7 protein-coding genes are annotated in these 12,951 nt (G+C 66.9%); 3 read left to right on the forward strand and 4 right to left on the reverse strand.

Translation table 11 applies throughout. The features are described 5' to 3' along the window. Positions 1 to 5: 5 nt before the first annotated feature. Positions 6 to 1,397, forward strand: coding sequence for an ethanolamine permease (eat, locus tag QE360_RS15625; RefSeq protein ID WP_309703000.1), 1,392 nt, complete (start codon positions 6 to 8; stop codon positions 1,395 to 1,397). A 52-nt stretch (positions 1,398 to 1,449) separates the two neighbouring features. Here the strand turns inward: eat and betA are convergent, their stop codons facing one another. The 4 genes from betA to QE360_RS15645 form a co-directional block, all read right to left on the reverse strand. Next, positions 1,450 to 3,108 (reverse strand): choline dehydrogenase, encoded by a 1,659-nt coding sequence (betA, locus tag QE360_RS15630; RefSeq protein WP_309703003.1) that lies wholly within the window; start codon positions 3,106 to 3,108, stop codon positions 1,450 to 1,452. Between the two features lie 11 nt (positions 3,109 to 3,119). Then, a complete protein-coding gene (gene betB / locus QE360_RS15635) occupies positions 3,120 to 5,138 on the reverse strand; it encodes a betaine-aldehyde dehydrogenase (protein ID WP_309703005.1) in 2,019 nt (672 codons plus the stop codon). 162 nt (positions 5,139 to 5,300) lie between these two features. Then, the gene (locus tag QE360_RS15640; RefSeq protein ID WP_309703006.1) at positions 5,301 to 7,055 is read right to left on the reverse strand and encodes an APC family permease; all 1,755 of its coding nucleotides are present in this window, start codon (positions 7,053 to 7,055) and stop codon (positions 5,301 to 5,303) included. Between the two features lie 89 nt (positions 7,056 to 7,144). Next, complete coding sequence (locus tag QE360_RS15645) at positions 7,145 to 9,559, reverse strand: TonB-dependent receptor domain-containing protein (protein WP_309703008.1); 2,415 nt, start codon at positions 9,557 to 9,559, stop codon at positions 7,145 to 7,147. Between the two features lie 292 nt (positions 9,560 to 9,851). Here QE360_RS15645 and QE360_RS15650 point away from each other — a divergent pair, with 292 nt between their 5' ends. After that, a complete protein-coding gene (locus QE360_RS15650) occupies positions 9,852 to 11,912 on the forward strand; it encodes a phosphocholine-specific phospholipase C (RefSeq protein ID WP_309703010.1) in 2,061 nt (686 codons plus the stop codon). Then, on the forward strand, positions 11,909 to 12,946 hold the full coding sequence (locus QE360_RS15655) for an HAD family hydrolase (protein ID WP_309703012.1): 1,038 nt from the start codon (positions 11,909 to 11,911) through the stop codon (positions 12,944 to 12,946). The genes QE360_RS15650 and QE360_RS15655 overlap by 4 nt, the downstream gene beginning before the upstream one ends. Positions 12,947 to 12,951 lie beyond the last annotated feature (5 nt).

Consider the following 12,951-nt stretch of genomic DNA (forward strand, 5'->3'; position numbering starts at 1 on the left):
GGCTTATGACGCACGGGGCAGACACGCATCTCAGGAAATCGCTGAACGCCTTCCACCTCTGGGGCATTGCCGTCGGCCTGGTCATATCGGGGGAATATTTCGGCTGGAGCTATGGCTGGGCGACGGCCGGGACGCTGGGCTTCCTTGCCGTCACCGCGATCGTCGCGGCGATGTACATCGCCTTCATCTTCTCGTTCACCGAACTGACGACCGCCATTCCGCAGGCGGGCGGCCCCTTTGCCTATGCCTATCGCGCCTTCGGCCCCTGGGGCGGTGCGATCGCCGGTTTCGCCACGCTGATCGAGTTCGTGTTCGCCCCGCCCGCCATCTCGCTGGCGATCGGCGCCTATCTCGCCGTGCAGTTTCCGTCGCTCGATCCCAGGACGGCAGCACTGGGGGCCTATGCGATCTTCGTCGCGCTGAACATCGTCGGGGTCGGGATCGCGGCGACCTTCGAGCTGTTCGTGACGATCCTGGCGGTGGGCGAATTGCTGGTCTTCATGAAGGTGGTCGCGCCGATCTTCTCGCTCGACCATTTCGTCACCGGGGGCTGGGCGGGCAGCGATACGCCCACGCTGCGATCGCTCGGCGGCATGTTCGCCGCCATCCCCTTCGCGATCTGGTTCTTCCTGGCGATCGAGGGCGTGGCGATGGCCGCCGAGGAGGCCAAGGAGCCGCGCCGGACGATACCGATCGCCTATGTCACCGGCATAGTGACGCTGACCGCGCTGGCGTTCGGCGTCATGATCCTGGCGGGCGGGTCGGGCGACTGGAAGTCCCTGTCCAACCTGAACGACCCGCTGCCCCAGGCGATGCGGCGGGCGGTGGGGGATTCCAGCGGCTGGCTGCACATGCTGGTCTGGCTGGGTCTGTTCGGCCTCGTCGCCTCGTTTCACGGCATCATCATGGGCTATGCCCGCCAGATGTTCGCCCTGGCGCGTGCGGGTTATCTTCCGGCCGCGCTGGGGCGTCTGCATCCCCGGTTCCGGACGCCGCATATCGCCACGATCGCGGGCGCGGCGATCGGCATATTGACGATCTATAGCGACGGCTGGATCCGCTTCGGCGGGCAGCCCTTGACGGCGAGCGTCGTGACGCTGTCGGTCTTCGGCGCCCTGACCATGTACATCATGTCGATGCTGTCGCTGTTCCGGCTGCGGCGGCGCGAGCCCGACCTCGTCCGGCCCTATCGCGCCCCCGGTTTCCCGGTCGTGCCCGGCTTTGCCCTGGGCATGGCGGCGGTCGCGGCCGTGGCGATGGTCTATTACAATACGGCGATCGCGATGCTGTTCGTCACGGTCATGCTGATCGCCGTGCTGCTGTCGGTCCGGCTGCGCGCGACGGCGTCACGCGACCATGGAAACCGGACGGACATGGTCGCCGCCAGCGACGCGTGACGGGCCTCCCGGTGCCGCGACATGGGCGCGGCACCGGCTGCCTCGCCGCGGCCTATCGCTGCCGCGTCTCCCAGCCCTCGGCGCGGTAATAGTCCGCGTTCGAGGAGGCCAGCATCGGGCGCCCCAGGATATGGTCGGCCGCCTTTTCGCCGATCATGATCGTCGGCGCGTTGAGATTGCCGGTCGTGATCGACGGCATCACCGAGGAATCGACCACCCGCAGCCCCTCGACCCCATGCACCCGGAGCGCCGGGTCGACCACCGCCATGGGATCGGACGCCGCGCCCATCGCGCAGCTGCACGAGGGATGATAGGCACTTTCGACATGGGTGCGGACGAATGAGTCGATCGCCTCGTCGTCCATGACCGCCGCGCCGGGCTGGATCTCGCGCCCCGCGAACGGCGCCATCGCCGGTTGCGCGAAGATCTCGCGCGTCAACCGGACACAGGCCCGCATCTCCACCCAGTCGTCCGGATGGCTCATATAGTTGAAGCGGATCGAGGGCTTCTCCGCCGGATCGGCGCTGCGCAGCCGGACATGGCCGCGGCTTTTCGAGCGCATGGGTCCGACATGCGCCTGGAACCCATGGCCCGTCGCCAGCGACGATCCGTCATAGCTGACCGCCAGCGGCAGGAAATGATATTGGATGTCGGGATAGGCGATGCCCGCGCGGCTGCGGATGAAGCCGCAACTCTCGAAATGATTAGTCGCGCCGAGGCCCTTCTTGCCGAGCATCCATTGCGCGCCGATCAGCGCCTTTCGCAGCGGATTCATCGCAGGGTACAAGGTGATCGGCTGCTTGGATTCGATCTGGAAATAGAATTCCAGATGGTCCTGCAAATTCTCGCCTACGCCGGGCAGGTCATGGACCGGGGAGATGCCGTGCGCGGCCAGTTCCGCCGCCGGACCGATGCCCGACAGCTTCAGCAACTGCGGCGAATTGATCGGTCCGCCCGCCAGGATCACCTCGCGCCGGGCATGGACCGTCGTCTCCACCCCGCCCCGACGATAGACGATCCCGGTCGCCCGACGCCCCTCCAGCACGATGCGGGTCGCCAGCGCATGGGTCACGACCGTCAGGTTCGGGCGGCGCATGGCGGGCTTCAGATAGGCATTGGCCGCGCTCCAGCGACGTCCGCGATGGACGGTCATGTCCATCCGCCCGAACCCCTCCTGCTGGCGACCGTTGATGTCGGCGGTCTCGGGATAGCCCGCCTCGCGCGCCGCATCGATAAAGGCCCGGTACAGCGGGTTGGCCAGGCGGCCATAGCTGGTATGGAGCGGACCGGAATCGCCGCGCCAAGCATCGCCGCCCTCCTCCCGCGTCTCCGCACGCCGGAAATAGGGCAGGACATCGCGATAGCCCCAGCCCGTCGCGCCCTCCGCCTCCCATCGGTCGAAATCGGCCGGATTGCCGCGCACATAGACCATGCCGTTGATCGAGGACGACCCGCCCAGCACCTTCCCGCGCGGGGTATGCAGCCGTCGTCCGTCCAGATGGGGCTCGGGCTCCGTCTCATAGCGCCAATTGTACCGCGCCATGTTCATCGGGATCGACAGCGCGCTGGGCATCTGGATGAAGACCGAGCGGTCGGACCCGCCCTGCTCCAGCACCAGCACCGAATGGCGCCCCCCCTCGGTCAGCCGCGCGGCCAGCACGCACCCGGCCGAGCCCGCGCCGACAATGATGTAATCGAAGCTGTCGGTCATCGCAGATCCGCTCAATAGGGGCAGTCGATGTCGGTCATCGCGACATAGACGCTCTTCAGACGGGTATAATGTTCGATCGCGGCCAGACCGTTCTCGCGGCCCAGGCCCGACGCCTTGTAGCCGCCAAAGGGCAACTCGATCGGCGTGACATTATACTGGTTGATCCAGCACGTCCCGGCCTCCAGCCGTGCGATCACGCGGTGCGCCCGCGTGATGTCCGCGGTGAAGACGCCCGCCGCCAGCCCGAACTCGGTCGCATTGGCGCGCGCGATCACCTCTTCCTCGTCATCGAACGGCAGCACCGTCATGACCGGGCCGAACACCTCGTCCCGAACGATGGAGGCGCGGTCGTCCTCCGCGACGAAGATCGTCGGGGCGACGAACCACCCGCGCGCGAGATCGCCTTCGGTCAGCCGCTTGCCGCCGGTCAGCAGCCGCACGCCCTCGCGCCTGGCGCGCTCGATATGGCCGAGCACGATGTTCATTTGGGTTTCCGTCACCAGCGGGCCGATCTGCGTCGCGGGATCGAGCGGGTCGCCGACGACCAGGCGGGCGGTGCGCGCCGCGAGGCGTTCCAGAAAGGCGTTCAGCACCGACCGATGCACGAAGACGCGCGTGCCGTTGGAGCAAACCTGTCCCGTCGAATAGAAATTGGCGAGCATGGCGCCCGACACCGCATTGTCGAGCGCGGCATCCTCGAACACGATCAGCGGCGACTTGCCGCCCAGCTCCAGGGTCACCGCCTTCAGCCCCGGCGCGGCGGCCGCCATCACCGCACGGCCCGTGGGCACCGATCCGGTCAGCGATACCTTGGCGATGTCCCTATGCGTCACCAGCGCGCGGCCGAGCGGACCATAGCCCTGCACGACCTGGAAAATGCCGTCGGGCAGCCCGGCGTCCCGGAAGACCTCCTCCAGCGCAGAGGCGGTCAGCGGCGTCTGTTCGGCGGGCTTGAAGATCATCGCATTGCCGCAGGCCAGCGCAGGCGCCGCTTTCCAGCAGGCGATCTGCAACGGATAGTTCCACGCGCCGATCCCGGCCACCACCCCCAGCGGCTCGCGCCGGGTATAGCCGAACGCCTCGGCCCCCAGGTCGAGATGCTGCCCCGCCACGGTCGCGGCGACGCCCGCATAATATTCCAGGCAATCCGCGCCGGACAGCACGTCGACCGCCTCGGTCTCCTGGACCGGCTTGCCGGTGTTGAGCGTCTCGATCCGCGCCAGTTCCAGATTGCGTTCGCGCAGGAGATCGGCGGCCCGATGCAGGATGCGACCACGATCGCGCGGGGCGAGCGCCGCCCAGGCGGGCTGTGCGGCACGGGCGCGCGCGACGGCGGCGTCGAGGCCGCCCTTGTCCGTCACCGCGATCCGCGCCAGCACCTCCCCGGTCGCGGGATTGCACGGCACGATCTCGCGGCGCGGCGGCGGAGCGGCCGGTATCGCGGCCAGGCGGCTGTCGACGAACGACCCGATCAGCGCGCACGCGCTATCGCCGTCAATCTCGCTCCACTCCGACAGGGCCCCGCGAAGCCACACCCCGTCGATCATCGCCGCGATGGTCGCGGCCAGCGCGGGCGCCTCCTCGGCCGACACCAGCGCGCGGAGCGGATGGCGCAGGTTGGACAGCATCCGCCGCTGATACACGCGCTGGATGCGGAACAGGCGGGGTTGGTGGCGGACATGCCCCCAAAAGGCCAACCAGACCTTGCTGGTCGCGCCGTCAAGTTCCTCGGGCGCCAGGTTCGTGTCGATCACCGCCTGAAGCCGCTCGCGCGGGCCCTCCGCCTGCGCCAGCCGTAGCCGGAGCCGGGCCCCGAGGCGCGTGGTCAGCGCCCGGAACACCGCTTCGAGCAGGCCTTCCTTGTCGCCGAAATAATGGGCGACGAGCCCCGGCGACACGCCCGCGCGCCCGGCGATTTGGACGAGGGTGGTTCCGACGAACCCCAGTTCGGCCAGGCTGTCGATCGTCATCTCGACCAGCTGGCGGGCGCGACCATCGTCGGCGATCGGCGAAGAACGGGCAATGACCATGTTCTGAAGACTCGTTCAATTGAGCAAGGCACGGAAATCACGTTGCCTGGGGTTATATGGCGTTTCTGACCAGGGTGACCAGCCCGTTCGTTGAACGCTTGGTCAATCGCTGTCAACACCTGCGACCGATTCGCAGGGGCCAAGGCCGCCATGGCTCCCCCCTCACCCCGGAAGCACCGAGAAATGATGGGCGGCCGCGATGATCGCTGCGGCCAAGGCCAGCGCCGCATAGGGGCGTATCCCCGCACGCGGCGGATCGGCCGGCCGCGCGCCATCGCCGCGCGCCGCCGCCGGGAACCGGCCGCCGTCCTGGACATAATGGCGAAAGACGAACACCGGCAGGATCATCGCGGCGGCGACCAGTCCGTTGCGCAGCGTGCCGGGACCCCACACTTCCGCCCCGGCGCCCAGCAGCGCCAGATTGACGAACCCCAGCATCGCACCGACCGCGATCAGCCAGTTCGGCGCGCGGAACGGACGCGGCCAGTGCGGACGGTCGATGCGGTGGATCCACCCCGCCTGAAGATTGAGGAAGATGAAGATCATGTAGCAGACGTTGGACACCATCAGGACCATGAAATAGTCCGACATCATCAGCAGGATCAGGTTGAAGCCCAGGTCCGTCCACATCGCCGCCGTCGGCGCGCCGTGGCGGTTCACCCGCGACAGATAGCATGGCAGCCAGCCATCGACCGATGCCTGATACAGGGTGCGCGACGACCCCATCATCGACGACATGACGATCAGCAGCAGCGCCAGGATGAACATCGCGACGAACAGGTTCGTGACGATCACGCCGCCCTTCACGATGCTCGCCAGCGCCAGCGCCACGCCCGTCCCGTCATAGATGGCGGGATCGATCAGCCCGCGCAGGCCCAGCGACGCCTGGAACGCCAGCGGCACCAGGGTGAAGATCGCCAGGCACATCAATCCCGCCGAGAAGATCGCCTTGTACGTGTCGCGCGCCGGGTCCCGGAACTCCCGCACATAGCAGACCGCGCCCTCGAAGCCGTAGGTCGACCAGCCCGCCCCGAACAGCCCCGCCGCCAGCACCGTCAACCCTGCGGCATTCCAGCTGCCAAAGCCGATATGCCCCGCCGCATCGCGGACGATGGGGACGAGCGGGAACAGGTTCGCAGAGGGCAGATCGCCCGTGACGATCGGCACCAGGCCGATGAGCGCGAGCGGGCAGAGACAGGCGAGCGCCAGCACCTTCTGCGTTCGCGCCGCCCGGGCCGCGCCCTGATGCTGCAACAGGAAGGTCATCAACAGGAAAGCGGCGCCGATGATCGCCACGGCGTTGATCCGCAGCGTCAGTCCGGGCCGGATAGCGCCCAGGTCCAGCAGCGTCAGATGCCATGTGTTGATCGCCGCCCCCGCGGGAAACAGGCTGGTCAGGACATAGGCCGCGGCCAGCCCCGTACCCAGCGCCAGCACCGGCGACCAGGCCAGCCAGTTGCACCATACGGAAATCGGCGCGACGAACTTGCTGTACCCGATCCAGGCCGCCGCGCCATAGACCGATGCCCCGCCGGACTTGTCGGGATACAGGCCCGCAATCTCGGCATAGACGAAACATTGCAGGAAGCCGATCAGCACCGACAGGATCCAGACCGCCCAGGAGGCCTGGCCGACCACCGTCGCGACGCCCCCCATGGTCAGCAGCACCCCGGCGGGCACGCCGCTGATCGCCCAGAATGCCCCGCGCCAATCGAGTGCCCGTTGCAGCGTCGGGAGGCGCCCGCCCTGCGCCCTGGGCCGGATACCGGCCTTCACTTCGCCGTCCCAGCGCGCCGCCATCACCACATCGTCCGCCATTTCGCCCCCCTCGTTCGTCAACGGGTCGATCGTCGTCTCGCCGGGCGGATCAGTCGCCGCCCCGCCATCGCCCCGCTGCCCCCGACAGGACCCGCGCACGCGCCGTCGCCCACCATGTGGCGGCAGCACGGAGTCATCGAGAGCAGGCGGGAACGGGTCGCGGCGACCGGATATCGCCGCGACCCGCATCAGAAGCCGCGCCGAAGCGTGACGAACCACTGGCGGGGCGCGCCAGCGAGCAGGGTCTGGTTGTCGCCGCTGGCGGTGAAGCCATTGGTGCCGACGGTCGAGATGTAGCGCTTGTCGGTCAGGTTGGTCACGCTGCCCTCGATCGCGACGCCGTGGAGCGCTCCCGCATCCTCGCCGAAGCGATAGCCGATGCTGGCATCGACCAGCACGCGACCCGGCACCGACTGGTCGTTCAGATAGGTGAAATAGCGTTTCGACAGATAGTCCGCACCCGCACGGGCAAAGACATGGCCGTCGTCATAGACGACCTCGCCCTTGACCATATGCTCCGGCGTATCGACCACCGTCTTCCCGGCGGTCGCGGTCAGCACGGCACCGGCGGCGTTCTTCACATCGTCCTGATAGGTGGCGTGATTATAGGAATAGCTGGCGAACAGGCTGAGCGGCCGGACGATGCGATAGAAGGCAGACACTTCCGCGCCATAGCTGTGCACGCTGCCCGCATTGTTCAACGTGGGCGGATTGCCCTGGATGCCCGACCCGTTGGCGAAGCTGAGCAGCCGGTTCGAAAAGTCGATGAAATAGCCCACTGCCGACAATTGCAGCCCGCCGCTGCGCAGTCGCCCGCCGCCCTCGATCGTCTTCGACGTCTCGGGCTTCAGGGTCGAACGGATGCCGTTGAAGCCCGCCTGGGTCGTGGCGAACGGCCCCGTCGTCGCCGACGAGACGAAGGCGCGCATATTCTCGGTATAGCTCGCGAAGAGTTCGGCTGCCTCGCTCACATGATAGACCGCACCGACCTGCGGCAGGAACCAGTCCTCGGCCTTGATCCGGCCGTTCACCAGGCTGCCGACCAGCAGATTCGCCTGGTTCTTGACGCGCATCCCCTTCCATCCGCCGTTCAGCGTCAGATTGCCGAGGGTCAGCGTATCGGCGACATGATATTGCAGGGTCTCGGTGTCGTATTTGCCGTACCACTGCGTCCGATACGGGTTCGACTGGAACTCGAGCGCGTTGCGGTTCGGCCTGGTCCCATCGTTCATGCCGTAGAAGCGGCGCGCCTGGGTGAAGCTGTTGCTCTCATACCAGGCGCCGACCTCGAAGCGGTTCGCGCCGGTCTCGTAGAACAGGTTGGTCAGATTGCCCCCGCGGCTGATGCTATATTCGGTGACCCGAAAGCCCAGTGGCGAGGCGAGCCCCGTGGTCGATGTCGAGGACGCGGCCAAGGGCGTTCCATCCGGCCCCAGTGCACCGGCGGGCGTCGCCGAATAGGGGGTGATCCACGACCCCTGCCCCTTGTTGTAATGATAATAGCTGGTCGAGACGATCGACAGTTCATCGGTCAGGTTGCCGTCGAAGGTCACGCCCCCCAGCACGTCGCGGCGCAGACCGGCCGCATTATAATAGGCGTCGTCAGGTGTCCCGAACCCGCTGGAATAGGTGAGGCCCGCACCCGTCCAGGGCGCGACGAAGCCCGCCGACGAGCCGTTATTCGCCTTCTGATAGCTCGCGAGCGCGGTCTGGTTCTGGTAGACACGCGCAATCTGCAGCGCGAGCGAATAATTGTCGGTGATATTGTCGTTGTTCAGGCCCCGGCGCCGGATGATGTCATAGCTCAGGTCCTGATAATCATTCTCGCGCCGGTCGGAATAATCGACAAAGGCGGTGATGCTGCCGCGCGCGCCCATGTCCTTCATCAGCTTGGCATTGACCTGCTGCTGGCGCTGGCGGCCGAACCCTTTCCACTTGTCGGTGGTGAGATAGGCGTAGCTGAGATAGCCCTTGACCCCGCCGCCCAGATCGCCGGTGTCGAGCCGCGCGAAGCCGCGCCAGGTATTGTTGCTGCCATAGGTGCCCGACCCGACGATGTCGAACGCGTCGGACGGCTTGCGACTGACGAATTGCAGCGTGCCGCCCAGGTTGCTGGTCGACGCCGTCCCGAGCGCGCCCGCCCCTTGCGCGACGGTCGTGCTGGCGAGGTTGTCGGAAATGATCGCGCGGCTGATGTGCAGGCCGTTGACATTGCCATAGCTCATGTCGCCGAGCGGCACCCCGTCGAGCGTGAAGCCGAGCTGGTTCTGGTTGAACCCGCGCAAGCTGATCCGCGTCGACCATTCATAGGCGCCGAACGCATCGGCCGACTGGAAATTGACGCCCGGCAGCTTGGCGATCGCCTTGAGCGGCGACGTGCCGGGGGTGAGCCGCTCCATATCGATGGCCGCGACCGTCTGCACCTGGCGCGCCTGGCCAAAGCCCAGCACGACGATGTCGCCATGGGCGGCCTCGGCATCGCCCGAATTGCCCTGCGCGCCGGCGGCCGGCTTCGGCGCCTTGGCGGCATCCTGTGCCTGGGCCGCAACGGCCATTGTGAGCATGCCCGTTCCCGCAAGCAGATAGGCAACGATCTTAGTCATCCCACACCCCCCAAAATGTTCCGCGACGGCCCGATTCGGCATTCAATTGTTCGCATCCGCACAAATTTTTGCAAGATGGTTTCACCAGCGTTGAATGAACGATCAGCACCTTCCATGGGACATATTAGCGAACGTTATGGCCGCTATGCCCCTAGGGCCGGGCAAGGTGCGATGCCGGGGAGCAGGGCACTGCATAAGACCAGAATGATCTTGTCCGGCATAACTTGATTGTTTATTCAATACAGTGATCGCAGGTCGGGACCGACAGGCCCGGCCGCGCTTGGAGGCCGACATGGATCAGCACAGTCGCCGTCATTTCCTGTCCTCGATGGCGGGCGCTGCCGCAGCGTGCGCGATGCCGCCGTCCATCGCGCGGGCGCTCGCGCTGCCCGCCGATCGCCGAGGCGGGACGATCGCCGATATCGACCATGTCGTGATCCTGATGCAGGAGAACCGGTCCTTCGATCATTATTTCGGCACCTTGTCGGGCGTGCGCGGGTTCGGCGATCCGAGGCCGCTGACGCTGCGGTCGGGGCGCAGCGTCTTTCACCAGCCGGGCGCCGACGGTCATGGGATCGTCCCGCCCTTTTACCTCGACACGTCGCGCACGCGGGGCCAGCTGCTGAAGAGCCTGGATCACAGCTGGAAATCGGACAGCGCCGAATGGGCCGCCTATGACTGCTGGGTGCGGCACAAGACGCCCATGACGATGGGCTATTTCCGTCGCGCCGACATACCCTTTTACTATGCGCTGGCCGATGCGTTCACGATCGGCGATGCCTATTACGCCTCGCTTCACGGCCCGACGAACCCAAACCGCATGTATCTATTCACCGGAACCAGCGGCCTGACCGTCGGCGATCCCGGTCCGCAAGCGGTCGACAATGCCGATGACGGCAACTGGACCGGCGACGCCGCCCGCGACCGCCCCGACTTTCCCGGCGCGCGCTGGACCACCTATGCCGAACGGTTGCAGCGGGCGGGCATCCGGTGGAAGCTGTACCAGGAACATGACAATTACGGCGACAACAGCCTCGCCTATTTCGCGGCGTTTCGGGGCCTTTCTCCGCAGGAAGAACTGTATCGGCGCGGCCGGGCGATCGTGCCCGGATCGACGGCGGCGAACGCGGCGGAGACCACGGCCCAGCATCTGGTCGACGCCTTTGCCGCCGATGTGACCGCCGGAACCCTACCGCAGGTGTCCTGGATCGTCGCCCCCCAGCGTTATTCGGAACATCCCGAGGCCCCACCGGCACTGGGCGAGTCGCTGGTGTCGCGGGTGATCGATGCGCTGACCGCGAACCCGGCGGTCTGGGCCAGGACCGCCCTGATCATCACCTATGACGAGAATGACGGCTTTTTCGACCATATGCCAGGACCGCTCCCGGCGCTGACCCCGGCGGCCGGGCGATCGGGGATCGATGTGGCGGGCGAGAGCTATCGCGGGCAGCCGGTTGGACTGGGCGTTCGCGTTCCCCTGATCGTGGTATCGCCATGGACGCGGGGCGGATGGGTGAACAGCCAGGTCTTCGACCACACGTCCGTCCTGCGTTTCCTGGAACGGCGGTTCGGCGTCATGGAACCCAATATCGGCCCGTGGCGGCGTGCGGTCACAGGCGACCTGACGAGCATGTTCGACTTCGAGGACCCCGATGCGTCGGCGCTGCATGCCTTGCCCTCGACGCGCGATGCCGCGGCCCGCCTCTCCCGTCAGGCCCGCCTGCCCGATCCCGTGCCCGGCACCGTCAGCGATCCGCCCGTGCAGGAGCCGGGAGGCCGTCCGGCGCGGCCATTGCCCTATCGGCTGGCGGTTGACGAAGCGGCGGCGCCGGGCCTGGCGCTGCGCTTCGCCAACACCGGGACCGCCGCCGCCGTCTTCGCGGTGTACGACGTGATGGGAATGGCGGGGCCATGGCACTACACCGTCCTGCCCGGCACGACCATGTCGGACACGCCGCACGGCCTTCCCGCGCACGGCGGCTATCGACTGGAAATCCACGGACCAAATGGTTTCCTGCGCGGGCTTTCCGGGACGATGGACGGGCCGCCGGGACTGCGCGCGTCCCTGGCTGAAAGAGGTGACAGGATCATGCTGACGATCACGCATCACGGCACCGCGCCCATCCGGGTTGCGGTGACACCCCCGGCTGGCACCGGCCATCCCGAACAGACATGGCGGATGGCGCCCGGCGCGACCCGCACCATCGGCTATGACGTGGCGGGGAACGACCATTGGTACGACCTGACAGTCGCGATAGCGGGCACGACATGGGCCCGCCGCTTCGCCGGTCATGTCGAGACCGGACGTCCCAGCCGCAGCGATCCCGCGATCCGGACGGGAGCGTCAGCATGAAGCGGCTCGTCATGGCACTGGCATCCATCGCCCTGATCGGCGCCGCCCCCGATCCGCTCGCCAACTGGACACCGGCCGAGCGGGCCGCGATCGATACGACGCTGTCGCACGTCCAGCCCGGCGACTATGCGACCTTCGACGCCGACAACACGCTGTGGGTCAGCGACCTCGAGGAGTCGTTGCTGCCATGGCTGGAAAACCATGGGTTCCTGCAGGCGGATCGCCTTGATCCCATGCTGAAGCCGGTGCCGATGCTGCCGGGGGAAAGCCTGTATGGCTATTATCATCGGCTGTGCGAGGTCGATGACAATCTATGCTATCCTTGGATCGCCCAGGCTTTCTCGGGCCTGTCGCTGAAGCTGTTGAAGCAGCAGGTCGACGCGATGATCGCCGATGGGCGACCGATCCCGGTCCGCTACCGGGTGGGCGATCGCGAGGTTGCGGGCACGGTCATGCCGCCCCGCATCATGCCGGGGCAGCGCCAGCTGCTCGCCGCCCTGCGCGCGCGGGGCGTGCGAATCTATGTCGTCACCGCCTCGCTCGAGGAGCTGGTGCGGATGGTCGTCTCCGATCCGCGCTATGGGCTGGACGTGCCGCCGGACCGGGTGATCGGCGTCACCATGCTGCTCCGCGATCCGGAAACCGGGGCGGTGACGACCGCCCGGCAACAGATCGCCAAGGGGCATTTCCTCGACGGCGTCTATTCCGCCGAGCATCACGCCGACATGGTCCTGACCCCGACGCTCTGGGCGCCGCTCACCTGGCATGAGGGCAAGGTCGCGGCGATCCGGACCTATATCGACCCGGTGCGCCATCCGCTGCTCGCCGCCGGGGACAGCGCCAGCGACTGGCCGATGCTATTCTATGCCGACGGATTGCGGATCTGGGTGGAACGTCGTGCGACGCCCAACACCGCCCTGCTCGCGCGGCGCCATTTCATGGCCGATGGGTCGCATGGGCGCGAAAGCGGTACGGGGGCATTCGACCAGCACTGGATAACCCCCTTCCAGAGCGATCTCGCCCGCGGCGATTGAACACC

This window comes from Sphingomonas sp. SORGH_AS_0789 (assembly GCF_031453055.1).
Taxonomy (GTDB): Bacteria; Pseudomonadota; Alphaproteobacteria; order Sphingomonadales; family Sphingomonadaceae; genus Sphingomonas.

Bases quoted from the DNA above. Each gene is read 5' to 3' on its own strand.
- QE360_RS15650 (WP_309703010.1), top strand. From the start codon at position 9,852: ATGGATCAGCACAGTCGCCGTCATTTCCTGTCCTCGATGGCGGGCGCT.
- QE360_RS15645 (WP_309703008.1), bottom strand. From the start codon at position 9,559: ATGACTAAGATCGTTGCCTATCTGCTTGCGGGAACGGGCATGCTCACA.
- QE360_RS15655 (WP_309703012.1), top strand. From the start codon at position 11,909: ATGAAGCGGCTCGTCATGGCACTGGCATCCATCGCCCTGATCGGCGCC.
- betB (WP_309703005.1), bottom strand. From the start codon at position 5,138: ATGGTCATTGCCCGTTCTTCGCCGATCGCCGACGATGGTCGCGCCCGC.
- betA (WP_309703003.1), bottom strand. From the start codon at position 3,108: ATGACCGACAGCTTCGATTACATCATTGTCGGCGCGGGCTCGGCCGGG.
- eat (WP_309703000.1), top strand. From the start codon at position 6: ATGACGCACGGGGCAGACACGCATCTCAGGAAATCGCTGAACGCCTTC.